The sequence below is a fragment of the Stenotrophomonas indicatrix genome, from assembly GCA_041545745.1.
Classification (GTDB): domain Bacteria; phylum Pseudomonadota; class Gammaproteobacteria; order Xanthomonadales; family Xanthomonadaceae; genus Stenotrophomonas; species Stenotrophomonas indicatrix_A.
The window spans coordinates 4,117,608-4,142,541 of record CP168152.1 but is presented as its reverse complement, the minus strand read 5'-3'; the positions used below and the strand labels follow the sequence as shown (position 1 = coordinate 4,142,541).

Sequence of the window (24,934 nt, the reverse complement as noted above, 5' to 3'; positions counted from 1 at the left end):
GGTAACTGCAATGGCTGCCAAGGATATTCGTTTCGGTGAAGACGCCCGTTCGCGCATGGTGCGCGGCGTCAACGTTCTCGCCAATGCCGTCAAGGCCACCCTCGGCCCGAAGGGCCGCAACGTCGTGCTCGAAAAGAGCTTCGGCGCCCCGACCATCACCAAGGATGGCGTGTCCGTCGCCAAGGAAATCGAACTGGCTGACAAGTTCGAGAACATGGGCGCACAGATGGTGAAGGAAGTCGCGTCGCGTACCAACGACGACGCCGGCGACGGCACCACCACCGCCACCGTGCTGGCCCAGGCCCTGATCCGCGAAGGCGCCAAGGCTGTTGCTGCCGGCATGAACCCGATGGACCTCAAGCGCGGTATCGACAAGGCCGTCGTGGCTGCCGTCGCCGAGCTGAAGAACATCTCCAAGCCGACCGCTGACGACAAGGCCATTGCCCAGGTCGGCACGATCTCGGCCAACTCGGACGAGTCGATCGGCCAGATTATCGCCAACGCGATGAAGGAAGTCGGCAAGGAAGGCGTGATCACCGTTGAAGAAGGCTCGGGCCTGGACAACGAGCTGGACGTGGTCAAGGGCATGCAGTTCGACCGCGGCTACCTGTCCCCGTACTTCATCAACAACCAGCAGTCGCAGACCGCTGACCTGGATGACCCGTACATCCTGCTGCACGACAAGAAGATCTCCAACGTCCGTGACCTGCTGCCGGTGCTGGAAGGCGTCGCCAAGGCCGGCAAGCCGCTGCTGATCGTCGCCGAGGAAGTCGAAGGCGAAGCGCTGGCGACCCTGGTGGTCAACACCATCCGCGGCATCGTCAAGGTCGTGGCCGTCAAGGCACCGGGCTTCGGCGATCGCCGCAAGGCGATGCTGGAAGACATGGCCGTGCTGACCGGCGGCACCGTGATCTCCGAGGAAGTCGGCCTGTCGCTGGAAAAGGCCACCATCAAGGACCTGGGCCGCGCCAAGAAGGTGCAGGTTTCCAAGGAAAACACCACCATCATCGATGGCGTGGGTGACAAGGCTGCGGTCGATTCGCGCGTTGCGCAGATCAAGACCCAGATCGAAGACACCTCCTCGGACTACGACCGCGAGAAGCTGCAGGAGCGCGTGGCCAAGCTGGCCGGTGGCGTTGCAGTGATCAAGGTCGGCGCTTCGACCGAAATCGAAATGAAGGAAAAGAAGGATCGCGTCGACGACGCCCTGCACGCGACCCGTGCGGCCGTTGAAGAAGGCGTGGTTCCGGGCGGCGGCGTTGCCCTGGTCCGTGCGGTGTCCGCGCTGGCTGGCCTGAAGGGTGCCAACGAAGACCAGAACCACGGCATCCAGATCGCCCTGCGCGCGATGGAAGCTCCGTTGCGCGAAATCGTCGCCAACGCCGGCGAAGAGCCGTCGGTCATCGTCAACAAGGTCAAGGAAGGCACCGGCAGCTTCGGCTACAACGCCGCCACCGGCGAGTTCGGTGACATGCTGCAGTTCGGCATCCTGGACCCGACCAAGGTGACCCGTTCGGCGCTGCAGAACGCCGCCTCGATCGCTGGCCTGATGATCACCACCGAAGCCATGGTTGCCGACGCTCCGAAGAAGGACGAGCCGGCCATGGGTGGCGCCGGTGGCATGGGCGGCATGGGTGGCATGGGCGGCATGGACTTCTAAGTCCCGCTGCACCGGTAGCGGCCGACCCAGGTCGGTACGCTTCCCTGCTGCAATGAAAAAACCCCGCCGCAAGGCGGGGTTTTTTTTGTGGGCTGCATCCACGCTTAGCGTGCATCTACGCGGGCAACGCGGGATTGCCCGCCGCTACGCTGCGCGTGCTGTTGACATGGTGTCCTGCAGCCACGCCAGGAACGCAGCCACCATCGGTCGGTCGCTGCCCTCGCTGCCTGGCCGGGTCACGGCGTAGTAGGCGAAGGACTGCGGCCACGGCTGCTGCAGGACCACCTGCAGGCGACCGCTGGCCACTTCGTCGGCCACGTGGATGTCGCGCACCAGCGCGATGCCCTGGCCGGCTGCCGCCGCACGTATCAACAACAGATCGTCATCGAAGGCGGGGCCGCGCTGCAGGCGCGCATCCTGCGGCAGGCCCAGGGCCTGGAACCACAGACGCCAGTCACTGCGTTCGCTGTCCTGCAGCAGCGGCAGCCGCAGGCAGTGCTGCACGCGGGTGATCGTTGGCACGGTTGCCAGCAGCGCGGGGCTTGCCACCGGCAGCAACGCCGGTGCCAACAGGTGCTCTGCATGCAGCCCCGGATACTGGCCCAGGCCGTGCCGGATCGCGATGTCCACGCCATCACGGCGCAGGTCCACCAGCGCAGGGCTGGCATCCAACTGCACGTCGATTCCTGGATGCCGTGCACTGAAATCGGCCAGTCGCGGCGCCAGCCAGTGCGCGGCGAAACTGGGCGCGGCGCTGATCCGCAGCGTTGACCTGCCTTGCCACGCTTCCAGTGCGTGCAGGCTGCTGGCGATCTGATCGAAGGCCTGACGCAGTTCCGGATAGACGCGGCTGCCGGCCGCGCTGAGCACCACGCCATGGCGGGTTCGATCGAACAGGCTGACGCCGAGTCGTTCCTGCAACTGCTTCAGTTGCTGGCTCACGGCACCGGGTGTCACGCCCATCACCTCGGCGGCCGCTGTCAGGCTGCCGTGGCGGCTGGTTTCAACGAAGGCCCGCAGGGCCAGCAAGGGCAGTACCGCACCCATTTCCATTCTCCCGTGACGATGCTGGCGAGCCGTCGGCACGTCCACCGGCCAGCGCAGGGCACAGCATATCGGCCGGGTCGATGGCTGTCGCGTCGGTGCGCGCGATGTTGAGCTGGGCTCAACTGCAACCGCAGCAGACATCGTTTCCCGCTTGCATGCCCGGTTCCTAGACTGGTTGCACGGTCGCTGCAGCGCCTTTTCCACATCGCTTCGCCCTGCTGATGTTGTGGGCGGGCAGCGCGTGTGCACCCGATTTCTGCCTCCAGGACGTTGCCGTGACCGAACCTTCGCTGCACCTGCATACCGACAGCTCACCCAATGGCTACAAGGCCACCATCGCGCTGGAGGAGCTGGGCCTGCCCTATCGCCTGCACCACGTGCGCATCGAGCTGGGTGAACATCGCCATCCCGACTTCCTGCGGCTCAATCCGCACGGTCGCATTCCGGTCCTCGAAGACCGCGCCAGGGGCATCGTGCTGTTCGAGTCGGCGGCGATCCTGCTGTACCTGGCCGAGCGGGGCGGCGCATTGTTGCCACAGGTACCGGCCGCGCGTTGGGACACCATCACCTGGCTGATGTTCCATGCCTCCAGCGTCGGTCCCATCTTCGGCCAACGCGTGCATTTCGAACACTTCGCGCAGGAGCGTTACCTGCCGGCGATCGAGCGCTACCGGCACCTCTCGGAAGACATCTTCGCGATCCTCGATGCACGCTTGGCCGCGCGTCCCTGGTTGGCCGGCGATGACTACTCGATCGCCGACATCGCCCACTTCGGTTGGCTGCATGTGCTCCGCGTAATCGACATCGACTTCTCGCGCCATCGACATCTTTCGGCGTGGTACCGGCGCGTAGCCGGACGGCCCGCCGTGCAGCGCGGCGTGCGGCTGCCTGAGCCCGCGACCGGGCCTTGAGGAGATCCCTGTGATGACAGCTTCCGTTTCGATCCACGGTGCTTCGGCAGCCGCCTTCGCCGGCCATGCCGGTTATCAGCGCATGTTCCGCGCCGATGCGCTGACTCTGGGCATCTTCCTGCCGCTGCGCTTCTACCAGGGCGATATGGCGGTTCTGCAGGGGCAGGCCGCGCTGGTGGAGGCCATCGACCGCCATGGTTTCGCTGCGGTGTGGGTGCGCGATGTTCCGCTGTTCGATCCACAGTTCGGTGATGCCGGACAGGTATTCGATCCGTTCACGTATCTCGCATGGCTGGCCGCGCGCACCTGTCGCGTAGCGCTGGCGACAGGCAGCGTGGTGATGCCACTGCGGCATCCCATCGACCTGGCCAAGGCCGCCGCGTCGATTGACCAGTTGTCCGCAGGGCGGCTGGTGATGGGCATTGCCACGGGTGATCGACCGCTTGAGTTTCCCGCCTATGGCCTCGACCACGCCCAACGTGGTGAACGGTTCGCCGACGCCGTGGTGGGCTTCCGGCAATGGTTGCAGCCCGCTGACGGGGCGCTGGCCGGCCATCCTTGGGCCACGCAGGGCGTGCAGCTGCTGCCGCCGCCGGTCAGCGGTCGCATTCCGCTGATCGTCACCGGTGGCGCCCGGCAGTCGCTGCAATGGATCGGCGAGCATGCCGACGGCTGGCTGACCTATCCCGACGCAACCCATGACGCGGCAGGACCACAGCGGCTGGCGGCGAAGATCCACGCATGGCGGGCGCAGATTCCCGATGGCGGCTTCCGTCCGCACATGACCAATGAATGGCTGGATCTGGTGGATGACCCGGACCATCCGCGCGTGCCGCTGCAGGGTGGCTACTGCCTGCGTACCGGGCGCAAGGGGCTGATCGCGCTGCTGGAAGCGTGGCTGCGCGCCGGGGTCAACCATGCCGCGCTCGGCATCCAGTTCTCGCGCCGCCCAGCTGCCGATGTGCTGCAGGAACTGGCCGAAGAGGTGCTGCCGTTGTTTCCGTCGCATCCCGGCCCACCGTTGCGGGTGATGGAATGGTAGCGATGCATCTCCGCGATTGCTGAGCTGAGGACCCTGCCGGCGGCAACGGATGCTTGCAGTTCTTGTCTCATGGATTATGATTAGCCGCCTAATCATATCTGGATGCACTATGCTTGAGTCGAAGCACCAGGCCCTCGTCGAGGAGGCACAGCGCCGTGGTCACGCCAATGTCGCGCAGCTGCGCCTGTGCTTCCAGCTGCTCGCCTTGTCCGGTGCGATCGACCGTGACTGCGCCACACGCCTCGCGCCGCACGGCCTCAGCGAAGGCCGCTTCGTCGTGCTTTTCCTGCTGCACGGCGCCGGCGGCACGTTGCCGCCGCATGAGCTTGCCGAGCGTGCCGGGGTCACCCGCGCCACCATCAGCGGGCTGCTTGATGGCCTGCAGCGTGACGGACTGCTGCAGCGACGCAACGATGCCGAGGATGGCCGCCGTCTGCAGATCGTGCTGACGGCGCGCGGCAAGCGCTTGGCCGGCGATCTGTTCAACCAGCACACACAGTGGATCGGCGGACTGTTCAAGGGTCTTGATTCCGGCGAACAGGCGCAGTTGTCGCTGCTGTTGGAAAAGGTCTGGCGACACACCGACGCAGGCCAGGACGCAGGTACATGAGCACTACTATCGCCACGGCACGCCTGCTTGCACTCAACGCAGGCAGCACCGCCAGCACGCATCTGGCCGAGTGCCTGGCGGTGGACTTCGCTGCGTTGCTGCAGGCGGTGGCACCAACCTTGCCACCGGCCTCGATACAGCACATGCACGCCGCCGCAGGCAAGGGAATCACCCAACGCATGGCCTTGGCTGCAGCGCTACTGCGCGAGGCAGGGCAGGGCGACGTACAGCACTGGCAGGCCCATCCATCCGACACCGTGCGGGGGTGGGTGTGCTATCTGATCGGCGGTGACGCGCAGGCGACTTTGGCTGACAAGCTGCAGGCGATGCGTCCACTGGCAGACGATCCGCACTTCGGTGTGCGCGAATGGGCGTGGTTGGCGCTGCGCAGCGATATCGTCGCCGGGCCACTGGAGGCGCTCACCTTGCTGCAACCCTGGACGCAGCAGCCTTCGCCACATCTGCGCCGCTTCGCCTGTGAGGCGCTGCGTCCCCGCGGTGTCTGGGCCACGCACATTGCGCTGTTCAAGCAGCAACCCGAACACGTGCTGCCCGTGCTGAAGGCACTTGCCGACGATCCAGAGCGTTACGTGCAGGACTCGGTGGGCAACTGGCTCAACGACGCTGGCAAGAGCCAACCCGATTGGGTGCGCGATGTGTGCACGAGGTGGCAGTCAACCCACGACAGCGTCGCCAATACGTACATCCGCAAACGCGCGCTGCGCTCGCTGTAGCGCCGCACCGTTCACCCGTATCCCGCTGATGCCGGCCGCCGGCCGGCAACCCCATGTCACACCCATTCCCCGGTAGTGCCGGCCGCTGGCCGGCAGCCCCATGACCCTCAAGGAAGACCCCATGTCCCACCTCCTCATCGAGCTGTACACCGCGACGCCGGCCTGGAAAGCGCTGTCCGCTGAACAACGGAACACCTTCTTCACCCGTATCGGCGCCGGCATGCAGCAACTCGACCCTGCATGCATCGCACCGTTGGCGATGGGCCGCGTGGCCAGCGAGGTGCCACATGCCAGCGCCGAGCAGTACTACGCCGTCTGGCAGTGCGCCAGCCGTGCCGATGCCGATGCCTTGATGGCCGCCATCAGTGCCACCGGCTGGCATGACTACTTCGCCACCACCAATGCCGTGGGCGCCGTGGATGCAATGGCCCAGCACCTGGCGGACCTCGCGGCGCTGTGACGCGGGCTGCGGTGGCACATGCGCGTGTCATCCATTCCGGGTAAAGATGGCGCTCGGCCGTATCCATCCGCAGGAAAGTCGAGCATGCAGAGCAAGATCCAGGTGACGTTGTACGGGGCGCTGGGCAGCAGTCCTGCGCTGCAGGTACCCGGCCTGGAAGGGCCGGTGGTCGCCATCCAGGAAGCCACCCTGCGGCAGCTGGTCTCCGATCTGTATACGGCCCGATCCATGCTCAACCCCGAACAGCTGGATGAGGCCAGGCAGGAACTGGATCGCGTGGTGGAGCGCTGGGTGGATATCCACGAGACGCTGTTGCTGGACGTGGAAGTGCATGGCAGCCGATAGTCCGCTGAACCGCGCCCGCAGTTGCGGATGAAACAGTTGGCACCTGCCAAAACCCTGTGTTATCAATAGATCCCATGAACGCAGCCCACGCCAGCTTTTATTGGTATTACTTTCCGAAGCCCCCGGCGGAGGAAGGATTGCGCTCACCCTGAAGAAAGCTTCAGACGCATTCCCGAAAGCCGCCAGCGAACCTGGCGGCTTTTTTCATGTCGCCACGCTGCGGACCCCCATCGTTCCGTAGAGACCCCCCACCATGCCCCCGCACACCGACGACCTGCGTATCCGCACCATCGAACCGCTGACACCGCCTGCCCAGCTGCTGGCGATGCTGCCCTGTGATGACGAAGCCTCCGACACCGTCAGCGCTTCGCGCGCGGCCCTGCACCAGATCCTGCACGGCCGCGACGACCGCCTGGCGGTGGTGGTCGGGCCATGCTCGATCCACGACCCGAAAGCCGCCATCGAGTACGCACAGCGCCTGAAGCCGCTGCGCGATGCGCTGGCCGGCGAGCTGGAAATCGTCATGCGCGTGTACTTCGAAAAGCCGCGTACCACGGTGGGCTGGAAGGGCCTGATCAACGATCCGGACCTGGATGGCAGCTTCAAGATCGACAAGGGCCTGCGCATCGCCCGTGGCCTGCTGCGCGACATCAACAAGCTCGGCCTGCCTGCCGGTGTCGAGTTCCTCGACGTGATCTCGCCGCAGTACATCGCCGACCTGGTGGCCTGGGGCGCGATCGGTGCACGCACCACCGAAAGCCAGGTGCATCGCGAGCTTGCGTCGGGGTTGTCGTGCCCGGTCGGCTTCAAGAACGGCACGGATGGCAACGTCAAGATCGCGGCCGATGCCGTGGGCGCCGCCTCGAACCCGCATCACTTCCTGTCGGTCACCAAGCAGGGCGGCACGGCCATCGTCTCCACCACCGGCAACCCGGACTGCCATGTGATCCTGCGTGGTGGCAAGCAGCCGAACTACGATGCGGCCAGCGTGGCCGATGCCTGCCAGGCACTGGCCAAGGCCAAGCTGCCGACGCGGCTGATGATCGATGCCAGCCACGCCAACAGCCTGAAGAACCACGAAAACCAGCCCAAGGTGATCGAAGACATCGCAACCCAGCTGGAAGACGGCGAGCAGCGCATCGTCGGTGTGATGGTTGAAAGCCATCTGGTCGGTGGCCGTCAGGAGCTGGTCGAAGGCCAGCCGCTGGTCTACGGCCAGAGCATCACCGATGGCTGCATCGATTGGGACACCACCGTGACGGTGCTGGAGCGGCTGGCGGCGGCCGTGCGCGCTCGTCGCGAAGTGAAGGTGTCCGAAGCCGCCTGACGGCGGCACGCGTGTGGATGGCGGCCAGCGCCTGCGGGGGTGCGGCCGCGATCAGGGCCGGTCGGAGTTGGAGATCGGCCCGTCTGCACCGGCGATGCGCCTGGCGCTGCGTATGTAAACAGCGCCAGGTACATCGCCGGGGTGGTGTGGACTCCGGCGAACGCCAGCGCTCAATGCACTTCGTCGTGGTACACGAACTTCGGCATTTCCCAGCGGTAGTGGATCGCCAGCAGGCGCACGGCGAACCCACCGCCCAGGCAGCACAGGATCGCGGTGGCATCGGCTACGCCCCAGTGCAGCAACAGCAGATACACCGCACCGGTCAGCAGCGAGATGATCGCGTACAGCTCTTTCTGGAAGATCAGCGGCACCTCGTTGCAGAGGATGTCGCGCAGCACGCCGCCGAAGGCGCCGGTGAGCATGCCGGCGATCAGCACGATCGGCAGTGCATGCCCGGCCTCGCGCGCGATCGAGCAGCCGATCAGGGTGAAGGCGATCAGGCCCAGCCCGTCCAGCACCAGGAAGGTGCGGCGGAAGTGGTGCATCCAGCGTGCCACCCAGGTGGCGATCAACGCCGCGCACACGGTGAAGCCCAGGTACTCGGGGTGTTTCACCCAGCCCAGCGGATAGTGGCCGAGCAGGATGTCGCGCAACGAGCCGCCGCCGAGGGCGGTGACACAGGCGATCATGACAACGCCGAACAGGTCCATGCGGCGGCGGCCTGCAGACAGGGCACCGGTCATGGCTTCGGCGGAAATGGCGATCAAGTAGATGATGGACAGCAGCATGGACAGGCTCCGGACGCGGTGGGGCCGGCCATGCGCGGGCACCACCATTGCCTGCGCAATGACGGGACGACGATGACCGGTGCCGCTCCCGCTGTCCTTTTGCCTGAGAGTTCAGCGGCGTGAGCCGCGTGCCCCTTCGGCGGATCGTCCCGGGCATGCCCGGTGACCTCTCTCCAGCTCGGCGAGTCGAATGCATGGTTGGTGGGATTCCAGCCCACCGGCCTGAGCGATCATGGGAGCCTGCGCCTTCGGCGGGCGCCAGCGCGGCGCCTCTCTCCTGCATTCGGGCGCCAGTATATCCGCTGCAGTGCAGCACGGCATAATCCGGCCATGGTTTCGCCTTCCCGCCCGTGGTTCCTGTACCTGCTCGAATGCCGCGACGGCAGCTATTACGCCGGCATCAGCACCGACGTGCAGGCCCGTTTCGCCGCCCACCAGGCCGGCAAGGGGGCGCGCTATACCCGGTCGCGTCCGCCGCTGCGGGTGCTGGCGGTACGCGAATACCCGGACAGGGCAGCGGCCTCGCGCGCCGAATGGGAGCTCAAGCAGCAGCCGCGCGAACGCAAGCTGGCCTGGCTGCGGACGCCGGATCCCACGCCTCTGTAGAGCCGAGCATCGGCTTGGCCCCACAGTAGATTCACGCCATGCGTGGATGGGACGCATCCGGCCATGCCATGATCGCCCAGCCCTCAGCGCTGGAGACCCGGATGTCCACCGTTGCCCTGTTGTTCGCACTGTCGGCGGCGGCAAGCCCCGCTGCCGACGCCGCCACGATCGCCGCCATCGAAGCGACCTGCCATGACTACGTGGATGGCCAGCTGGAGGCCGACCCGCAACGCGTCGCCCGTTCCCTGCATCCGGATCTGGCCAAGCGCGCGGTGCTCGGTGATACGCCGGACGAGCGCCTGGGCCTGCGCCGGATGTCGAAGGAAGAGCTGGTTGCGTTGACGAAACAGGGCGCGCTGAAGACCCCGAAGGATCAATGGGATCGCCGCTGCACGGTGCTGGACGTGACCGGCAGTGCGGCCTCGGTGCGGCTGGAAACGCCGTGGTTCGTCGACTACTTCCACATGGGCCGCTTCGACCAGCGCTGGGTCATCGTCAACGCGTTGTGGTACCCGAAGCCGAAGGCGCCGTGAGCGATGCGTGGCTGCGCCCCATGCAGCCTGCACAGAAATCCATCCACGCATGGCGTGGATCTACTGTGTCGGTCGAGGACGCGCCCCCAGCGGGTGCCCAGCGGCCCGATGAAGCAGTAGAGCCACGCCACGCGTGGCTACGCTCCATGCAGCCTGCACAGAAATCCATCCACGCATGGCGTGGATCTACTGTGTCGGTCGAGAGGTCACCCACGGCAGTACCTACCGCTTCGGTCGCCGGTCTTCGCGGTCATCGCCGAAGATGATCCGCGCGCTGCGCTGGTAGCTCCAGTACGCCACCGCCCAGTTCAGCAGCACCACGACGCGGTTGCGGAAACCGATCAGGAAGAACACGTGCGCGGCCAACCAGAACCACCAGGCCAGCACGCCCGACAGCTGCAGCTTGCCCAGGTGCACGATCGCGGCCATGCGGCCGATGGTGGCCAGGTTGCCGAAGTCGGCGTACTTGAACGGCCCCGGTGCCGGATTATCGTGCAGGCGCGCGCGGAGGGTTTCAGCCACGTACTTGCCCATCTGCTTGGCGGCCGGGGCCACGCCCGGTACCGGCTTGCCGTTGGCCTGGCTCAGCGCGGCCAGGTCGCCCGCTACGAACAGTTCGGGATGGCCGGGCAGGGTCAGGTCGGGCTGCACCGGCACGCGTCCTGCGCGGTCCAGCGGCACGTCCAGCGTGCGCGCCAAGGGCGAGGCGGCCACGCCAGCGGCCCAGACTACGGTGCGCGCGGGCACGAACTGGTCGCCCAGTTTGAAGCCCTGTCCATCGATGTGACTGACCGGTGTACCGGTCATCACTTCCACGCCCAGCTTTTCCAGCTGCCGGCGTGCCTTCAGCGAAAGCACTTCAGGGAAGGTCGACAGCACGCGCGGACCGGCCTCGACCAACCGCACCTTGGCGCTGGCTGGATCGATGTGGCGGAACTCATTGCGCAGCGTATGCCGGGCGATTTCAGCGAGGGTGCCGGCCAGCTCGACGCCGGTCGGGCCACCACCCACCACGGCAAAGCTCAGCCATGCAGCCTTCTTCGCCGGGTCCGGCTCGGCCTCGGCGCGTTCGAACGCCAGCAGCAGTTTGCGGCGCAGGGCGATGGCATCGTCCAGTGTCTTCAGGCCGGGCGCATCGTCGGCCCATTCGTCGTGGCCGAAGTAGGCGTGGGTGGCGCCGGTGGCCAGCAGCAGGCTGTCGTAGTCCAGCGTGCTGCCATCGGCCATGCGCACCTGGCGGGCTTCCTTGTCGATGGCCACCACTTCGCCCAGCCGCACCTCCACGTTGCGCTGGTGGCCGAGGATGTGGCGCAGCGGTGCGGCGATATCCGGCGCAGACAGCCCCGCGGTGGCCACCTGGTACAGCAGCGGCTGGAACAGGTGATGGTTGCGACGGTCGACCAGGGTGATGCGCATGCGTTCGCGGGCCAGCGCACGGGTGGCCCACAGGCCGGCGAAACCGCCGCCGACAACGACCAGGTGGGGGACGCGATCACGACTCATCGACTCACTCCAGGGGGGCATGGGGGAAGTGCCTGGCATCTTCGCACGGCCGGTCCTTGTCACGTCAGCGTGCATCCGGATCGGCGATACTCGGGTTCAGGCAACTGCCCGTGAGGAGTCCATGAGCGAACCGGAAAAGCGCATCGCCCTGCTGATCGACGCCGACAATGCACCGGCCTCGAAGATCGACGAAGTCCTGGCCGAGGTCGCCCGTTATGGCGTGGCCAACGTGCGCCGTGCCTATGGCAACTGGAAGAGCCCACGGCTGAAAGGGTGGGAGGCGGTGCTGCACGAATACGCGATCCGGCCGATCCAGCAGTTCGCCTACAGCAAGGGCAAGAACGCGTCGGACATGGCGATGGTGATCGACGCGATGGATCTGCTGTACGCGCGCAACCTCGATGGTTTTGCGATCGTGTCCAGCGATGCCGACTTCACCCCGATGGTGATGCGCCTGCTGACCGACGGCGTGAAGGTCTATGGCTTCGGCGAAAAGAAGACCCCGGAACCCTTCGTCAACGCGTGCTCGAAGTTCACCTATCTCGAAGCGTTGGGCCAGACCCACGCCAGCGTGCAGGATGTGGAGCAGGCAGCGAACGAACAATCATCGAACGGACAGGCGCCCAGCGAGCAGGCCACCAGCGATGATGCGCGCCCACGCAAGAGCGGGGCGGAAATGCGCAGCGACACGCGCCTGGTGAAGATGTTGCGGCGTGCGGTGTCCTCGGCAGAAGGCGAGGATGGCTGGTCGCACCTGGGCCCGGTGGGCAGTCAGATCGGCAACCAGGCCTCGTTCGATCCGCGCAATTACGGCTACGGAAAACTCAGCGACCTGCTGGCTGCGATCGGGCTGTTCGAACTGAAGAAGGACGGTAAATCCTCCTACGTGCGCGCACTGCCAAAGAAGAACCGGTAACGACGGAAAGCGCCGGTGCAAAGCAGAGCCGAGCCACGCTCGGCTGCTGTTCGTGCGCGTTATAGAGCGTGTGCATCGGACCCGGCGTAGCCCGCAGCGAATCCATCGGCGAAATCCTCAACTCCGTTGAATGCCAGCAGCAACAGCCCGGCACACAGCAGCATGTTGCGGTTTGATCGGCGGTACCCCAGCACCAGCACCACAAGCCCTGCTGCCAGCAGAACGTAATTCACTGCATCCCATGCGGTCATGCCATTTCCCCTTGTGGATCGGCGTATCGTAACGGCTCCGCGCCCTCTTGGCGCAGCGCTGCACGCAAGGAAATCCGCATGTTGAAGATCTGGGGTCGCCGCAATTCCAGCAACGTCCGCAAGGTGCTGTGGTGTGCCGAGGAAATCGGCCTGCCATACGAGTCCATCGAAGTGGGTGGCAGCCACGGTGGAACGCAGTCGCCGGAGTACGTGGCGATGAACCCGAACGGGCTGGTACCGGTGATCGAAGACCACGGCCTGCCGCTGTGGGAATCGAACACCATCGTGCGCTACCTCAGTGCGCGCTATTCGCTGGGCACGCTGTACGCGGAAGACGCGATGGAGCGTGCGCAGGCCGAGAAGTGGATGGACTGGAGCACCTCGCGGATGGCGCCACTGTACTCCGAACTGATCTGGGGGATCATGCGCACCGCGCCGGCCGACCGCGATGAGGCGCGCATCAATGCCGCCATCGTGCGCGCCGGTGATTTCCTGGCCCTGCCCAATGCGACCCTTGCCACGCAACCGTGGTTGTCAGGCGAGAAATTCGCAATGGGTGACATCGCCCTGGGCTCGTTGATCTACGCGTGGTTCGAGCTGCCGATCCAGCGCCCGGACCTGCCGCACCTGGCCGACTGGTATGCACGCCTGCGCGAACGCCCGGCGTACCAGCGCGGCGTGATGTCCCCGATGACGTAACGCTGGATCCAAGGTGGCACCTGTAGTGCCGAGCCATGCTCGGCAGCGCTCTGCCGATCAATACAGGTCGGTGGGATCCACATCCAGCGACCAGCGCACCTTGCGTGCCTCCGGCAGTGCGTACAGCTGCGGCACCAGCTGTGCCAGCACTCCGTGCAGCGGTGGCCGCTGCGCCGCCGACAACAGCAGTTGCGTGCGCTGGTAGCCGGCACGCCTCGGCATCGGCGCCGGCATCGGCCCATAGGCTTCCACCACGTTCTGCTCGTCCAGCAGTTTCCGCGCGGCCAGCAGGAACGCATTGGCATGCTCGACCTGCAGCGCTTCAGCACGCATCAGCGCCAAGTGCGCGAACGGTGGGAAACCTGCCGCTTCGCGCTGGTTCAATTCGGCTTGTGCGAACGGATGGTAGCCACCGTTCACCAGTGTCTCCAGCAGCGGATGACCCGGATGATGGGTCTGCAACCACACTTCGCCCGGATCGCGCGCGCGACCGGCGCGACCGGCCACCTGGATCAGCTGCTGCGCCAGTTTTTCGCTGGCGCGGAAATCGGCCGAGAACAGGCCTTCGTCGATGCCCACCACCACCACCAGCGTCAGCTTGGGCAGGTCGTGCCCCTTGGCCAGGATCTGCGTGCCGACCAGGATGCCGGGTTCGTTGCCCAGCTTGGCCAGCTGCTGCTCCAGCGCATCGCGCCGGGAAGTGGTGCCGCGGTCGATGCGCACCACCGGGAAATCGGCAAATGCACTGACCAGGTGTTCTTCCAGCCGCTCGGTACCGATGCCCTGGGGCTGCAGCGCCAGGCTGCCACAGGCGGGGCAGGCCAACGGTGCCGGCTGCCGCGCACCACAGTGGTGGCATTGCAGGCGACGGCCACCGCCATGCACGGTCATCGGGGCATCGCAGCGGTTGCACGGCGCGGTCCAGCCGCAGTCGTGGCACAGCAGCACCGGCGCATAGCCGCGCCGGTTCTTGAACACCAGCACCTGCTGGCCACGCTGCAGGTGTTCGCCGATGCCGGCCAGTACGTCGGCGGAAAGGCCATCGCGCAGCGGACGCTTGCGCACATCCAGGATGCGCACGCGTGGTGGTCGGGCATCACCGGCGCGCTGCTTCAGGCGCAGGTGCGCATAGCGGCCGGCATAGGCGTTGTGCAGGGTTTCCAATGAAGGCGTGGCGCTGCCCAGCAGTACCGGAATACCTTGCGCCTTGGCCCGCACCAGAGCGAAATCACGTGCGTGGTAGCGGATGCCGTCCTGCTGCTTGTAGCTGCCGTCGTGCTCTTCGTCGACGATCAACAGGCCGGGCTGCGGCAGCGGAATGAACACCGCCGAACGCGTACCGACGATCACCCGTGCTTCGCCGCGCGAGGCCGCGGCCCAGACCCGCGCACGTTCGTTGTCGGTCAGCCCCGAGTGCAACGCGTGCACGGCGATGCCGAGACGGCCGCGGAAGCGCGCCAGGGTCTGCGGGGTCAGTCCGATCTCGGGCACCAGCACCAGGGCCTGCCTGCCCTGCGCCAGGCAATGGATGATTGCCTGCAGGTAGACCTCGGTCTTGCCGCTGCCGGTCACCCCGTCCAGCAGGAATGCCTGGAAGCTCTCGGCGGCGGTGATCGCGGCCACGGCCTCGGCCTGCTCCGCATTGAGGGTGGGGCCGGGCAGGGGCTGAGCGTGCTGCGGTGCCACGCTCAGGGCGATGCGCTCGGCCAGGTCGCGCTTGCCCAGGCTGCGTGCGGCCACCCGCCAGTCCTGCATGCGCGCGGACAGGACCTCCTCGTCCACCACCGCGTCGGCCAGCAGCTCGGCCAGTTGCCGTGGTCGGCTGCCGGCGCGCAGCTTTTCGCGCTGGGCATGGCCCTCCGGTGTCAGCTGCCAGCCCCAGTGATGGGTGTCGGGCAGCGGCTCGCCGTGCCGCAGGGGGCCGGGCAGGGCGGTGCTCAGTACCTCGCCCAGCGGGGCGTGGGTATAGCGGGCCAGCCACTGCAGGCTCTGCCACAACTCGCCCTGCAGCAACGGTGCCGTGTCACACCAGGCCAGCGTCTGGCGCAGGCCTTGGCTGTCCTCGACCTGCCCATGGCCGGCCACCACGCCGATCAGTTCGCGGTTGCCGAACGGCACCTTCAGCCGGCAGCCGACTGCCACCGTCGGGCCCACGCCCTGCGGCGGCAGGTAGTCAAACAGGCGCGGCAGGGGGACGGGCAGAGCGACCTGCAGGGTCGGGACAGGGCCGGAATCGGGGGCGAGCATCGGCTCAGTGTAACGGCCCCTGCGAGGGCGCATGGCAGTGGCAAATGCGACTGGCATGCCCTTCGGTGAATCATAAATGTCACCTAAATATCGGTGTCTATTGGAGATTCAGTCTTATCCACATCTTCTGTGGATAAGTCTGTGCGTTAGCGGGTCATGGCACCGCATGAGGCCGATAGCGACGGCCTCACGCTTGGGTTGGTCAAAAAATAGCCACACTTTAAATCCAATAAAAATCAATAAGTTAAGTGTGAAACATTGCTGAAACAGGGTGAATTCAGCCATTCACCCAGGAATCGCCGCGTTCCTGCGTGATGCTGTGCACAACCTGCAGCATGAAGTGTCTGCAATCGCAAGTCCTGCCGGGCAGCGATGGGCTGCCGCTATCATGCCGGCAGACCTTTGGAGTGACCGATGACGGCTGTGCCCGCCCCTGTTTCCTCGACCGCGGCCGGCGCGCTGTCGGCATTTCTGCGTGGCGTCGAGCGCCGTGCCCTGGTCGTGGCCGAACTGCAATGCGGTGACCCCGCCCGTGCCGAACAGACGCTGGTTGCGGTGATGCGCGCCTTCGCCGCGGTCGCCAGCGACCTGCCGATGGCGCAGTGGCCCGGCCGCTTCTGGACCCTGTTGGGCCAGCGCCAGGCGCTGCGCGAGCCGGCCACCGGTCAGTGGCCGCCTTCGCTGGCCGCATTGGGCGACATGGCACCTCTGCCGCGGCTGGCCCTGCTGCTGCGGGTGGGGGGCAGTCTGGACGAGAGCATTGCCACCCGCGTTCTGGATGTCGACGAGGAGGGCTACCAACGCCTGTTGGCCACGGCCTGCCCACGCGATGCCGATGGCCAGCCCGACGCCGCCGCATGGCGGACGCTGGCCGAACAGGTGCAGCTGCGTGTCCGTGACCTGCCGGCCAAGCGCCTGCAGCAGCTGCAGCAACCGTCCGCGCCAGCGGCCAACAACCAGGCGCCGGCTTCCAGTTGGCGTGCACCGCCGCGCGATGAGCGCGCGCCTGCCACTGGCAAGCGTCGCCGCCCCAATGCCAAGCCGCGCTGGCGTGGCCCGGTGATCCTGTTGATCACCGTGGCGGTGTTGCTGCTGGCTGCGTTGGGCTGGCGCCATTGGCAGGGCCGCGCGTTGACTGCCGATGGCCCCTTGCCCGAAGGCGTGGTGGGTGAGGCCGGGCCGGTCACCGTCGAGGCACTGCCCGCCAGCGATGTCCGCCCCGCTGCAGGCGGCGATGCGCAGGCCAGCGAAGATGCCGCCATGCTGGCCGACCGCGATTACCCGCTGCTGGCCGAGGCCGACATGCATGCCTGGAGTGCTGCCGGTGGCCCGTTGCCGGTGGACGAGTCACAACCCAAGCCGACCCGCCCGGAACCGGTCGGCGCAGCGCTGGAAACCTCTGCTGCCGATGAATAAGCTTCTCTTCGCCGGCCTGCTGCTGGCCTTGCCGCTGTCGCTGGCCGCTGCTCCGCAATCGTTGAATGTGCCGCTGCCCACGCCGTCGGCAACACCATCAGCATCAGCGGCCACGCCCGCGTCCACTGCGGCGGCGGCATTCGCGCAACTCGATCCTGCCCAGCAACGCCAGCGTCGCAGCGACTACGCCGCGTGGCGGGCCCTGCCAGAGGGTGAGCGCGAACGCATCCGCCAGGCCGCCAGCCGCTTCGCTGCGTTGCCGGCCGATCAGCAGCAGCGCCTGCGCACGCAGTTCCAGGCACAGGACCAGGCCTTCCGAGAAGGCTGGCGTCTGGGCCCGCAACTGGGCGCGGAATTCCCCAAGCTGCACGGCCTGTTCGGCTTCGTGCCGCCGCAACAGCGCGACGCCATCCTGGCGGTGTTGCGCCAGCTGAGCCCGGCGCAGCTGGTGCAGTTGGCCCTGGTCGCCCAGCGCACGCCGCCGCAGGAACGCGACAGCGTACGCAGCGCATTCCTCACTGTCCCCGCCGCCGAACGCGACACCTGGCTCAAGCGCCAGGCCGGCCAGTAAGCAAAAAGGGGACGGAGGGGATTAAGTCGTTTCTGGCCCGAGTGTGCCGGAGACGACTTAATTCCCTCCGTCCCCTTTATGGGGCAGTCATGGGAATGACCGCCCAGCGCGCGTAAGATGGCCGGCCGCAACCCGGTGCCTGTGCCCTTCGCGCGCAACCGTAGTTCGCGTCAAGCACCTTATGTCTACTGCAACCTCCACGCCGCGCTTCAGCAAGGAAGTCGGCGCCACCGGTCTGCTTGCCCTGCCGCTTGTGCTCGGGCACGTCTCCACCGGTCTGATCTCCTTCGTCGACAACGTGATTGCCGGCCACCATGCGACATCCACCCTGGCTGCAGTGACCATCGGTACCGCGCTGCTGTGGCTGCCGATGCTGATCCCGATCGGCACGCTGATATCACTCACCGCCTCGGTGTCGCAGCTGCATGGCGCTGGCCGTGAGCGCGAGATCGGCCCGCTGTTCCGGCAGGCGCTGTGGCTGGCGCTGGGCCTGGGCCTGATCATGTTCACCTTCCTCACCGTGGTGCCGCCGCTGCTGCCGGCCTTCGGCATCGCCCCGGACATCGTGCCCGGCGCAACGGCGTTCCTGCATGCGGTGCGCTGGGGTGGCCCGGCGCTGACCCTGTACTTCTGCATGCGCTATCTCAGTGAAGGCATGCATTGGACGCTGCCGACCATGCTGCTCGGTTTTGGCGGCCTGCTGGTGCTGGCGCCGATGGGCTACGTGCTGGCCAACGGCAAGCTGGGCTTCCCGGAAATGGGCGCCGAAGGCCTGGGCATCGCCTCGGCGGTGATGATGTGGCTGCAGGCGATCGCCTTCGGTACCTACCTGTGGTTCACCAAGCGCTTTGCCCACCTGCAGCTGTTCTCGCACTTCGAGGGTCCGCGCTGGTCAGCGATCTGGGACCTGCTGCGCACCGGCCTGCCGATCGGCATCACCGTGTTGATGGAAGGTGGCCTGTTCATCGTCACCGCCCTGTTGATCGGTCGCCTGGGTGCCAATGAAGCGGCTGCGCACCAGATCGCGATCAACGTGGCGCAGCTGTGCTTCATGATCCCGATGGGCGTGGCCGAGGCGACCACCGTGCGGGTCGGCCATGCGGTCGGCCGTGGCGATGGCTTCGGCGTGCGCCGTGCGGCGTGGGCCGGCTACGCGATCATCATGGGTACGCAGACGCTGTCGGCGGCGGCGCTGCTGTTCGGCCACGACGCCATCGTCGGCGTCTACACCAACGACCTGGCCGTGGCCGGTCTGGCCTCGACCCTGCTGCTGTACGCGGCCACCTTCCAGTTCCCCGATGGCATCCAGGTGCTGTCGGCCGGCGCGCTGCGCGGACTGAAGGACACCCGCGTGCCGATGTTCATCGCCATGTTCGCCTATTGGGGCCTGGGCATGCCGCTGGGCGCCGGGCTCGGCCTCGGCCTGGGCATGGGCCCGCAGGGCATGTGGATCGGCCTGATCGTCGGCCTGACCGCGGCGGCAATCCTGATGGGCTGGCGCCTGAGCCGCAGCAGCAAGCGCATCGGCCAGTCCACGCTGGCCTGACATCACGCCGGTCCAGGGCAACCGTGACCGGCGATCCCCTGACTTGTGTCCGATGCTGCCTCACGCGGCACCGGCTATGCTGTCACCACGGCAAGAAGCCATCCGGAGTGCTCCATGAACCAACCCGTGCCGCCGCTGCCCCCGGCGAACCGCAATCCAGTCGCCAGCTTCTTCATCGGGCTGTGGGACGTGATGAATTTCACCCGCCGGTTGATCCTCAACCTGGTGTTCTTCGGCCTGTTGCTGCTGGTGCTGGTGATGTTCATCGTCGCTGCGGGCATGGGCGCTGGCGCCAGCAAGGCGCTGCAGGACCGCACCACCCTGGTGATCGCGCCGGAAGGCCGCCTGGTCGAGCAGTACAGCGCCGATCCGGTCAGTCGCGCACTGGCCAAGGCCGTCGGTGACAACGGTGCCGAGGAAGTGCAGCTGCGCGACCTGATCCGGGTGATCGAGAACGCGCGCGATGACAAGAAGATCGAGCGGGTGGTGCTGGAGCTGGACAAGCTGCAGCCGTCCGGTTTCGCCTCGCTGCGCGAGGTGTCCGCTGCGCTGCAGGACCTGCGCGCCTCGGGCAAGCAGCTGGTCGCCTTCAGCGAGAGCATGGGGCAGTCGCAGTACCTGTTGGCCGCGCAGGCCGACGAGGTCTACCTGGACCCGATGGGGTCGGTGGTGCTGGAAGGCCTGGGCCGCTACCGCCAGTACTTCCGTACCGGCCTGCAGGACAAGCTGGGCGTGGACGTGCACCTGTTCAAGGTGGGCGAGTACAAGTCGGCCGCCGAGCCGTACGTGCTCGACGCGGCATCGCCGGCGTCCAAGGAAGCCGACCTGTTCTGGATGAACGATGTGTGGCAGCGCTACCTCGGCGATATCGCCAAGGCCCGCCGCCTGGATCCGGCACAGCTGGCGGCCGGCATCGACACCCTGCCTGAAGGCGTCGCTGCCGCCGGCGGTGATCTGGCCAAATTCGCCCTGCAGCAGAAGCTGGTGACCGCGCTGAAGACCCGCGAGGAATTCGAGGATCTGATGATCGAGCGCGGCGTGGCTGATGAAGACGCCGACGGTGGTTTCCGCAACATCGATTTCGGCACCTACATGGCCCAGCTCGATGCGCGCCGCAACCCGGTTGATTCGCGTCCGCAGGTCGCGGTCGTGGTGGCCTCCGGTGAAATCAGCGGCGGCGATCTGCCGGCCGGCCGTATCGGTGGCGAATCGACCTCGGCGCTGCTGCGCGCGGCGCGCGACGATGACGACGTGAAGGCTGTGGTGTTGCGCGTGGATTCTCCGGGTGGCGAGGTCTACGCTTCCGAGCAGATCCGTCGCGAAGTGGTGGCCCTGCAGGCTGCGGGCAAGCCGGTGGTGGTGTCCATGGGCGACCTCGCTGCATCGGGTGGCTACTGGATCAGCATGAACGCCGATCGTATCTATGCCGATCCGTCGACCATCACCGGTTCGATCGGCATCTTCGGCATGATCCCCAACTTCAGCCGTGCGCTGGACAAGTTCGGCGTGCACACCGACGGCGTCGGCACCACCCGTTTCGCCGGTGCCTTCGATGTCACCCGGCCGATGGACCCGGCGGTGGGCCAGGTCATCCAGTCGGTGATCAACAAGGGCTATGCCGATTTCACTGGCCGTGTCGCCGAGGCCCGCAAGAAGCCGGTCGAGGCGATCGACGAAGTGGCCCGCGGGCGTGTCTGGAGCGGTGCGCAGGCCAAGGAGCGCGGTCTGGTCGATGCCTTCGGTGGCCTGAAGGACGCCGTGGCTGATGCCGCCGGCCGGGCCAAGCTGGGCGCGACCGACAAGTACCGGGTGCGTTACATCGAGAAGGCGGCGACGCCGTTCGCGCAGTTCGTCAGCGGCTTCGCTGGCAGCCACGCCGGCGCCTGGATGCTGGCCGATTCCGGCGTGGGCCGGATGATGCTGGCGCGCACAATGCCGGAAATCGATACGCAGCTGCGCTTCGTTGAGAACGCGGCCCGCGAAAAGGGCAACGGTGCACCGGTGAAGTCGCTGGCGTATTGCTTCTGCGGGTTCTGATTCCCGATCAGCGATGTCCACGCATGGCGTGGACCTACTGAACACACAACGCCCGGCCTTGGCCGGGCGTTGTTGCATGCGGGGATCTACTGCGCGTCGGCCTCTGCCTTGCGCTCGCGTTCGGCCGCCTCGTCCATGGTCTTCTGCACGCCTTTGGCGCGGTCCAGGGGTTGATTGACCGCCTTGGCCAATGCCTGCGGTTCCGGTGGTCGTTCCGGATTCGGCGGTGCAGGGCGCTGGCACCCGGCCAGCACGGCGGCCGACAGCAGAACGGGAATCAGGACGCGCATGGCAGCTCTCCACGAGGGACGTGGGGCCAGTGTCGCATCACGGACAGGGGAAGGTCGTGAGCGCGTATCCTTGCCGTATCGAAAGACAGTGGGCGCGGCCCCGGAGAACATATGACCCAGCAACGGTGGCGCCTGGATGGGCAGACGGCCCTGATCACCGGTGCCAGCGCCGGTATCGGCCTGGCGATCGCGCATGAACTGGCCGGTCTCGGCGCCGATCTGATGATCGTCGGCCGCGACCTGGATATGCTCGAGAGTGCCCGCGACGAGCTGCTGGATGTGTATCCGCAACACCAGGTTCACGCATTGGCCGCCGATGTGTCCGACGACGAAGACCGCCGGCAGATCCTGGACTGGGTCGAGGACCACGCCGATGGCCTGCACATCCTGGTCAACAATGCCGGTGGCAACATCACCAAGCCCGCCACGGAGTATTCCGAAGACGAATGGCGCGGCATCTTCGAAACCAATCTGTTCTCGGCGTTCGAACTGTCGCGCTATGCGCATCCGTTGCTCGCGCGCCACGCGTCATCGGCCATCGTCAACGTCGGCAGCGTGTCCGGCCTGACCCATGTGCGCAGTGGCGTGGTCTATGGCATGACCAAGGCGGCGATGCACCAGATGACCCGCAACCTCGCGGTGGAGTGGGCCGAGGATGGCATCCGGGTCAATGCAGTGGCGCCGTGGTACATCCGCACCCGTCGCACCTCCGGCCCGCTGTCCGATACCGACTACTACGAAGAAGTGATCGGACGTACGCCAATGCGGCGCATCGGAGAGCCGGAAGAAGTGGCCTCGGCGGTGGGTTTTCTGTGCCTGCCGGCATCGAGCTATGTCACCGGCGAATGCATCGCGGTGGATGGCGGCTTCCTGCGTTACGGGTTCTGACGGCGCCCGCTCGCTGCGAATGGTTTCACTTCGGCACCGGGCAATTGCTGGCTTCCAGTACGGCCTGCAGGCGCTCGCGTTCGCTACGCGCCGTCTGCTGATTCTCCGGTGCGGCGAACCGCTCGCGACCCCGTGCATCGCGGAAGCGCTGTTGCCAGCTGCCGCAGCGCTGCGCTTCGGCTACTTCGGTGCAGCGGTCGCGGACCACTTCGCAGCTGGCGGCGTTGACCGGTGTCGCCCCGCCCAGGCCCTGTACGTTCAACAGTTCGCAATGACCCGGTGCGGCTTCGTACTCATGCAGGTATGAGCTTCCCTCGCTGCTGAGGCATTGATAGATCGCCGGCAGCGGTGGCTTTGGCGGTGCGTTGTCATCCACCGCCGTGGCGTCGCCCGAACGTGGCAGCATCGCGCTGTCGAGTATGGCGTCGCCGCCTTCGTGCTCGACCATGCGTGCTTCCATGATCGTTCGGCCCTCGCGTGGTTGCGTTGCTGCAGGCTCGGCGGCGGCGTCCACGGACGGCAGCGCTGCAGGCGGCGGAGTGGGGCCGTTCTGCACCGGCGCGACCGGTGCTGTCGGCGAAGGCGCAGGGACACGCTGGATCTGCTGGCGGGTACCAGCGGGGCAGGGGGTGCGCTGCAGCGTGGGCACATCGCTGCTGCCCATGCAGCGGTAGATCACTATGTCATCGGCCAACGCGTTGCCGGGCAACAGGCCCATGGCCAGCCAGATCAGTCTTCTCATGCGAGCAGCCTACAGCCGTGGCCCATGCCTTGGTAGCTGCCAACCCTGGTTTGCACCGCTGTCTGCCAGCGCCCACCAAGGTGGGCGTCCACCAAAGCAGGGCTCACATGCCCCGGTAGGTGCCAACCTTGGTTGGCACCACAGTCTGCCAGCGCCCACCAAGGTGGGCGTCTACCAAAGCAGGGCTCACATGCCCCGGTAGCTGCCAACCTTGGTTGGCACTGTGTCTGCCAGCGCCCACCAAGGTGGGCGTCTACCAAAGCAGGGCTCACATACCCCGGTAGGTGCCAACCTTGGTTGGCACCACAGTCTGCCAGCACCCACCAAGGTGGGCGTCTACCAAAGCAGGGCTCACATGCCCCGGTAGCTGCCAACCTTGGTTGGCACTGTGTCTGCCAGCGCCCACCAAGGTGGGCGTCCACCAAAGCGGGGCACAGCCCCAGCGCAGGGCTCAGATGCTGCAATCCTGCGCCAGCCGTGCATCGATGCCACGCTGCTCCTTGCTGATCGCGGTGCGCTCGCTCTGCAGCGCGCTGTTGTAGCGCCGGTCCAGTTCCCAGCGACGGTCACGCAGGCGTGCGCACACTTCCTGCGGGGGCAGCGCGTGGCAGGTATCGCGAACCAGGATGTTGCCGGCAGGCACGTTGACGCCGACGCCCACCGACGGCGGGCGATAGACCGGCGGTCCTCCACCGATGGAGGCATCGATGGCGGTGCCACTGCTGGCCGGGCGCGGCCCTGGATGTGGTCCGGGTCGCCCGCCGCCAGGATGACCATGTGGGTACCAGACCGTGGTCCACAGCGGCACCCAGCGCGGATTCCCTTCGTTGTTGTCGCTGGTGTAGCGGTCGCCGTCTTCACTCACGCATTCGTACATCGGCTGAGGCGCCTGGATGTAGACATGGCGCACTTCGCGCTCGCGCATTGGCGGTGCTTGCGCCGGTGAGGGCACTGCTGCGTCGGTGCTGACCACCCGCGGCGACGGGTCGCGTGGGCGTTGCAGGTCGCGCACTTCCTGGCGGCCGGCCGTGCAGGGCTTGTCCTGCAGGGCGACGGCACCATTGCTGCCGACGCAGCGGTAGACCCGCACATCGTCAGCGGCAAGTGCCGGCAACGGCAGCAGCAGGGCCAGGCACAGGACAGGGCGCAGCAGGGTCATGGGCGCAGCGTGCGCGATCGGCAACGCCGGCGCAATCAGCCCGTCAGGAGCGCAGTACGTTGCCACTGAGCGCGTCGCGGATTGGCGTGGGTTGGGCCAGGCCACCGGTCTGCCCATCGAGGATGCCGTCGAGCAGGCGCAGCAGGCGCGGGTCCAGCTCTTCGCGGCTGCGCGCGGGGGGCTCGCCGGCGAGGTTGGCGCTGGTGGAGACCAGGGGGCCACCCCAGGCCTGGCACAGCGCTGCGACCAAGGGATGGTCGCTGATGCGTACCGCGATGCCGCTGTGCTCGCCGGTGATCCAGCCGGGGGCGCGGGTGCCGACGGGCAGGATCCAGGTGTTGGCGCCAGGCCAACTGGCGAGCACCGCGCGCTGGCGTGCATCGGGCAGCGCCTGCAGGCGCACCCAACCCTGCAGCTGTGACAGTTCCGCGGCCACCAGGATCATGCCTTTCTCGATCGGGCGCTGCTTCAGCCGCAGCAGCAGGTGAACCGCTGCCTCATGCGAAGGGTCGCACCCCAGGCCCCAGACCGCTTCGGTCGGGTAGGCGATCACCCCGCCACTACGAAGCGTGGCGACTGCGGTGTCCAGCGTGAGTTCTTTCATGG

The 24,934-nt window shown here is 66.6% G+C and carries 26 protein-coding genes and 2 riboswitches; of the genes, 17 read left to right on the top strand and 9 right to left on the bottom strand.

Annotated features, from left to right (window positions below; all coding sequences use genetic code 11):
• The first annotated feature begins 10 nt into the window (after nucleotides 1-10).
• Nucleotides 11-1,660, top strand: coding sequence for a chaperonin GroEL (gene groL, locus ACEF39_RS18850; RefSeq protein ID WP_025878650.1), 1,650 nt, complete (start codon nucleotides 11-13; stop codon nucleotides 1,658-1,660).
• A gap of 144 nt (nucleotides 1,661-1,804) precedes the next feature.
• Here groL and ACEF39_RS18845 read toward each other — a convergent pair whose 3' ends face one another.
• Nucleotides 1,805-2,707, bottom strand: coding sequence for a LysR substrate-binding domain-containing protein (locus ACEF39_RS18845; protein WP_500286176.1), 903 nt, complete (start codon nucleotides 2,705-2,707; stop codon nucleotides 1,805-1,807).
• Nucleotides 2,708-2,982: 275 nt separating this feature from the next.
• Between ACEF39_RS18845 and ACEF39_RS18840 the strand changes: the two genes are divergently transcribed.
• The 7 genes from ACEF39_RS18840 to ACEF39_RS18810 all read left to right on the top strand — a co-directional run bounded on the left by ACEF39_RS18840 (nucleotide 2,983) and on the right by ACEF39_RS18810 (nucleotide 8,136).
• Nucleotides 2,983-3,618, top strand: coding sequence for a glutathione S-transferase family protein (locus tag ACEF39_RS18840; protein WP_500286175.1), 636 nt, complete (start codon nucleotides 2,983-2,985; stop codon nucleotides 3,616-3,618).
• Nucleotides 3,619-3,631: 13 nt separating this feature from the next.
• Nucleotides 3,632-4,660, top strand: coding sequence for an LLM class oxidoreductase (locus tag ACEF39_RS18835; RefSeq protein ID WP_500286174.1), 1,029 nt, complete (start codon nucleotides 3,632-3,634; stop codon nucleotides 4,658-4,660).
• A gap of 109 nt (nucleotides 4,661-4,769) precedes the next feature.
• Entirely contained in the window at nucleotides 4,770-5,270 is a 501-nt protein-coding gene (locus tag ACEF39_RS18830; protein WP_500286173.1) for a MarR family winged helix-turn-helix transcriptional regulator, read from the top strand.
• Nucleotides 5,267-6,004, top strand: coding sequence for a DNA alkylation repair protein (locus tag ACEF39_RS18825; protein WP_500286172.1), 738 nt, complete (start codon nucleotides 5,267-5,269; stop codon nucleotides 6,002-6,004). Before ACEF39_RS18830 ends, ACEF39_RS18825 begins: the two co-directional genes overlap by 4 nt.
• Before the next feature lie 121 nt (nucleotides 6,005-6,125).
• The gene (locus ACEF39_RS18820; protein ID WP_500286171.1) at nucleotides 6,126-6,464 is read left to right on the top strand and encodes a DUF6616 family protein; all 339 of its coding nucleotides are present in this window, start codon (nucleotides 6,126-6,128) and stop codon (nucleotides 6,462-6,464) included.
• Nucleotides 6,465-6,548: 84 nt separating this feature from the next.
• A complete protein-coding gene (locus tag ACEF39_RS18815; protein ID WP_089237217.1) occupies nucleotides 6,549-6,809 on the top strand; it encodes a hypothetical protein in 261 nt (86 codons plus the stop codon).
• A 253-nt stretch (nucleotides 6,810-7,062) separates the two neighbouring features.
• Nucleotides 7,063-8,136, top strand: a complete 1,074-nt coding sequence (locus ACEF39_RS18810) for a 3-deoxy-7-phosphoheptulonate synthase (RefSeq protein ID WP_049467209.1) — start codon at nucleotides 7,063-7,065, stop codon at nucleotides 8,134-8,136.
• A 170-nt stretch (nucleotides 8,137-8,306) separates the two neighbouring features.
• Here the strand turns inward: ACEF39_RS18810 and ACEF39_RS18805 are convergent, their stop codons facing one another.
• Entirely contained in the window at nucleotides 8,307-8,924 is a 618-nt protein-coding gene (locus ACEF39_RS18805) for a trimeric intracellular cation channel family protein (RefSeq protein WP_032952083.1), read from the bottom strand.
• 81 nt (nucleotides 8,925-9,005) lie between these two features.
• Nucleotides 9,006-9,111, bottom strand: a riboswitch (glycine riboswitch).
• A gap of 13 nt (nucleotides 9,112-9,124) precedes the next feature.
• A riboswitch (glycine riboswitch) is annotated at nucleotides 9,125-9,214 on the bottom strand.
• Between the two features lie 40 nt (nucleotides 9,215-9,254).
• Between ACEF39_RS18805 and ACEF39_RS18800 the strand changes: the two genes are divergently transcribed.
• Nucleotides 9,255-9,530: a GIY-YIG nuclease family protein gene (locus tag ACEF39_RS18800; RefSeq protein WP_500286170.1), complete on the top strand. Its 276-nt coding sequence runs from the start codon at nucleotides 9,255-9,257 to the stop codon at nucleotides 9,528-9,530.
• A 101-nt stretch (nucleotides 9,531-9,631) separates the two neighbouring features.
• The gene (locus ACEF39_RS18795; RefSeq protein WP_500286169.1) at nucleotides 9,632-10,063 is read left to right on the top strand and encodes a nuclear transport factor 2 family protein; all 432 of its coding nucleotides are present in this window, start codon (nucleotides 9,632-9,634) and stop codon (nucleotides 10,061-10,063) included.
• Nucleotides 10,064-10,285: 222 nt separating this feature from the next.
• On the opposite strand, the gene ACEF39_RS18790 is transcribed toward ACEF39_RS18795, so the two are convergent.
• Entirely contained in the window at nucleotides 10,286-11,566 is a 1,281-nt protein-coding gene (locus ACEF39_RS18790) for an NAD(P)/FAD-dependent oxidoreductase (RefSeq protein WP_500286168.1), read from the bottom strand.
• Between the two features lie 121 nt (nucleotides 11,567-11,687).
• Here ACEF39_RS18790 and ACEF39_RS18785 point away from each other — a divergent pair, with 121 nt between their 5' ends.
• Complete coding sequence (locus ACEF39_RS18785) at nucleotides 11,688-12,482, top strand: NYN domain-containing protein (protein ID WP_025879390.1); 795 nt, start codon at nucleotides 11,688-11,690, stop codon at nucleotides 12,480-12,482.
• Between the two features lie 59 nt (nucleotides 12,483-12,541).
• Here ACEF39_RS18785 and ACEF39_RS18780 read toward each other — a convergent pair whose 3' ends face one another.
• On the bottom strand, nucleotides 12,542-12,733 hold the full coding sequence (locus ACEF39_RS18780; RefSeq protein WP_500286167.1) for a hypothetical protein: 192 nt from the start codon (nucleotides 12,731-12,733) through the stop codon (nucleotides 12,542-12,544).
• 78 nt (nucleotides 12,734-12,811) lie between these two features.
• Between ACEF39_RS18780 and ACEF39_RS18775 the strand changes: the two genes are divergently transcribed.
• Nucleotides 12,812-13,432, top strand: a complete 621-nt coding sequence (locus tag ACEF39_RS18775; protein ID WP_089238140.1) for a glutathione S-transferase family protein — start codon at nucleotides 12,812-12,814, stop codon at nucleotides 13,430-13,432.
• A 57-nt stretch (nucleotides 13,433-13,489) separates the two neighbouring features.
• Here the strand turns inward: ACEF39_RS18775 and ACEF39_RS18770 are convergent, their stop codons facing one another.
• A complete protein-coding gene (locus ACEF39_RS18770) occupies nucleotides 13,490-15,679 on the bottom strand; it encodes a primosomal protein N' (RefSeq protein WP_500286166.1) in 2,190 nt (729 codons plus the stop codon).
• A gap of 414 nt (nucleotides 15,680-16,093) precedes the next feature.
• On the opposite strand from ACEF39_RS18770, the gene ACEF39_RS18765 reads away from it, so the two are divergent.
• From ACEF39_RS18765 to sppA, 4 genes are all read left to right on the top strand, one after another.
• A complete protein-coding gene (locus ACEF39_RS18765) occupies nucleotides 16,094-17,095 on the top strand; it encodes a hypothetical protein (protein ID WP_500286165.1) in 1,002 nt (333 codons plus the stop codon).
• Nucleotides 17,088-17,666, top strand: a complete 579-nt coding sequence (locus ACEF39_RS18760; RefSeq protein WP_500286164.1) for a DUF3106 domain-containing protein — start codon at nucleotides 17,088-17,090, stop codon at nucleotides 17,664-17,666. The genes ACEF39_RS18765 and ACEF39_RS18760 overlap by 8 nt, the downstream gene beginning before the upstream one ends.
• 181 nt (nucleotides 17,667-17,847) lie before the next feature.
• Nucleotides 17,848-19,212 (top strand): MATE family efflux transporter, encoded by a 1,365-nt coding sequence (locus ACEF39_RS18755; protein ID WP_032976478.1) that lies wholly within the window; start codon nucleotides 17,848-17,850, stop codon nucleotides 19,210-19,212.
• A 114-nt stretch (nucleotides 19,213-19,326) separates the two neighbouring features.
• Nucleotides 19,327-21,249, top strand: a complete 1,923-nt coding sequence (sppA, locus tag ACEF39_RS18750; protein WP_336032522.1) for a signal peptide peptidase SppA — start codon at nucleotides 19,327-19,329, stop codon at nucleotides 21,247-21,249.
• A gap of 86 nt (nucleotides 21,250-21,335) precedes the next feature.
• On the opposite strand, the gene ACEF39_RS18745 is transcribed toward sppA, so the two are convergent.
• Nucleotides 21,336-21,539 (bottom strand): hypothetical protein, encoded by a 204-nt coding sequence (locus ACEF39_RS18745; protein WP_100462255.1) that lies wholly within the window; start codon nucleotides 21,537-21,539, stop codon nucleotides 21,336-21,338.
• Nucleotides 21,540-21,650: 111 nt separating this feature from the next.
• Between ACEF39_RS18745 and ACEF39_RS18740 the strand changes: the two genes are divergently transcribed.
• Nucleotides 21,651-22,427, top strand: coding sequence for an SDR family oxidoreductase (locus ACEF39_RS18740; protein WP_025879399.1), 777 nt, complete (start codon nucleotides 21,651-21,653; stop codon nucleotides 22,425-22,427).
• A gap of 25 nt (nucleotides 22,428-22,452) precedes the next feature.
• Here ACEF39_RS18740 and ACEF39_RS18735 read toward each other — a convergent pair whose 3' ends face one another.
• From ACEF39_RS18735 to tsaC, 3 genes are all read right to left on the bottom strand, one after another.
• On the bottom strand, nucleotides 22,453-23,169 hold the full coding sequence (locus ACEF39_RS18735) for a hypothetical protein (protein WP_500286163.1): 717 nt from the start codon (nucleotides 23,167-23,169) through the stop codon (nucleotides 22,453-22,455).
• 451 nt (nucleotides 23,170-23,620) lie between these two features.
• Nucleotides 23,621-24,328, bottom strand: coding sequence for a DUF4124 domain-containing protein (locus ACEF39_RS18730; protein ID WP_500286162.1), 708 nt, complete (start codon nucleotides 24,326-24,328; stop codon nucleotides 23,621-23,623).
• Nucleotides 24,329-24,371: 43 nt separating this feature from the next.
• The gene (gene tsaC / locus ACEF39_RS18725; RefSeq protein ID WP_500286161.1) at nucleotides 24,372-24,932 is read right to left on the bottom strand and encodes an L-threonylcarbamoyladenylate synthase type 1 TsaC; all 561 of its coding nucleotides are present in this window, start codon (nucleotides 24,930-24,932) and stop codon (nucleotides 24,372-24,374) included.
• Between the last annotated feature and the right edge of the window lie 2 nt (nucleotides 24,933-24,934).

What these genes read in the sequence shown, in the direction of transcription:
- groL (WP_025878650.1), top strand. Translation starts at nt 11, where the DNA reads ATGGCTGCCAAGGATATTCGTTTCGGTGAAGACGCCCGTTCGCGCATG.
- ACEF39_RS18845 (WP_500286176.1), bottom strand. Translation starts at nt 2,707, where the DNA reads ATGGGTGCGGTACTGCCCTTGCTGGCCCTGCGGGCCTTCGTTGAAACC.
- ACEF39_RS18835 (WP_500286174.1), top strand. Translation starts at nt 3,632, where the DNA reads ATGACAGCTTCCGTTTCGATCCACGGTGCTTCGGCAGCCGCCTTCGCC.
- ACEF39_RS18830 (WP_500286173.1), top strand. Translation starts at nt 4,770, where the DNA reads ATGCTTGAGTCGAAGCACCAGGCCCTCGTCGAGGAGGCACAGCGCCGT.
- ACEF39_RS18825 (WP_500286172.1), top strand. Translation starts at nt 5,267, where the DNA reads ATGAGCACTACTATCGCCACGGCACGCCTGCTTGCACTCAACGCAGGC.
- ACEF39_RS18820 (WP_500286171.1), top strand. Translation starts at nt 6,126, where the DNA reads ATGTCCCACCTCCTCATCGAGCTGTACACCGCGACGCCGGCCTGGAAA.
- ACEF39_RS18815 (WP_089237217.1), top strand. Translation starts at nt 6,549, where the DNA reads ATGCAGAGCAAGATCCAGGTGACGTTGTACGGGGCGCTGGGCAGCAGT.
- ACEF39_RS18810 (WP_049467209.1), top strand. Translation starts at nt 7,063, where the DNA reads ATGCCCCCGCACACCGACGACCTGCGTATCCGCACCATCGAACCGCTG.
- ACEF39_RS18805 (WP_032952083.1), bottom strand. Translation starts at nt 8,924, where the DNA reads ATGCTGCTGTCCATCATCTACTTGATCGCCATTTCCGCCGAAGCCATG.
- ACEF39_RS18800 (WP_500286170.1), top strand. Translation starts at nt 9,255, where the DNA reads ATGGTTTCGCCTTCCCGCCCGTGGTTCCTGTACCTGCTCGAATGCCGC.
- ACEF39_RS18795 (WP_500286169.1), top strand. Translation starts at nt 9,632, where the DNA reads ATGTCCACCGTTGCCCTGTTGTTCGCACTGTCGGCGGCGGCAAGCCCC.
- ACEF39_RS18790 (WP_500286168.1), bottom strand. Translation starts at nt 11,566, where the DNA reads ATGAGTCGTGATCGCGTCCCCCACCTGGTCGTTGTCGGCGGCGGTTTC.
- ACEF39_RS18785 (WP_025879390.1), top strand. Translation starts at nt 11,688, where the DNA reads ATGAGCGAACCGGAAAAGCGCATCGCCCTGCTGATCGACGCCGACAAT.
- ACEF39_RS18780 (WP_500286167.1), bottom strand. Translation starts at nt 12,733, where the DNA reads ATGACCGCATGGGATGCAGTGAATTACGTTCTGCTGGCAGCAGGGCTT.
- ACEF39_RS18775 (WP_089238140.1), top strand. Translation starts at nt 12,812, where the DNA reads ATGTTGAAGATCTGGGGTCGCCGCAATTCCAGCAACGTCCGCAAGGTG.
- ACEF39_RS18770 (WP_500286166.1), bottom strand. Translation starts at nt 15,679, where the DNA reads ATGCTCGCCCCCGATTCCGGCCCTGTCCCGACCCTGCAGGTCGCTCTG.
- ACEF39_RS18765 (WP_500286165.1), top strand. Translation starts at nt 16,094, where the DNA reads ATGACGGCTGTGCCCGCCCCTGTTTCCTCGACCGCGGCCGGCGCGCTG.
- ACEF39_RS18760 (WP_500286164.1), top strand. Translation starts at nt 17,088, where the DNA reads ATGAATAAGCTTCTCTTCGCCGGCCTGCTGCTGGCCTTGCCGCTGTCG.
- ACEF39_RS18755 (WP_032976478.1), top strand. Translation starts at nt 17,848, where the DNA reads ATGTCTACTGCAACCTCCACGCCGCGCTTCAGCAAGGAAGTCGGCGCC.
- sppA (WP_336032522.1), top strand. Translation starts at nt 19,327, where the DNA reads ATGAACCAACCCGTGCCGCCGCTGCCCCCGGCGAACCGCAATCCAGTC.
- ACEF39_RS18745 (WP_100462255.1), bottom strand. Translation starts at nt 21,539, where the DNA reads ATGCGCGTCCTGATTCCCGTTCTGCTGTCGGCCGCCGTGCTGGCCGGG.
- ACEF39_RS18740 (WP_025879399.1), top strand. Translation starts at nt 21,651, where the DNA reads ATGACCCAGCAACGGTGGCGCCTGGATGGGCAGACGGCCCTGATCACC.
- ACEF39_RS18735 (WP_500286163.1), bottom strand. Translation starts at nt 23,169, where the DNA reads ATGAGAAGACTGATCTGGCTGGCCATGGGCCTGTTGCCCGGCAACGCG.
- ACEF39_RS18730 (WP_500286162.1), bottom strand. Translation starts at nt 24,328, where the DNA reads ATGACCCTGCTGCGCCCTGTCCTGTGCCTGGCCCTGCTGCTGCCGTTG.
- tsaC (WP_500286161.1), bottom strand. Translation starts at nt 24,932, where the DNA reads ATGAAAGAACTCACGCTGGACACCGCAGTCGCCACGCTTCGTAGTGGC.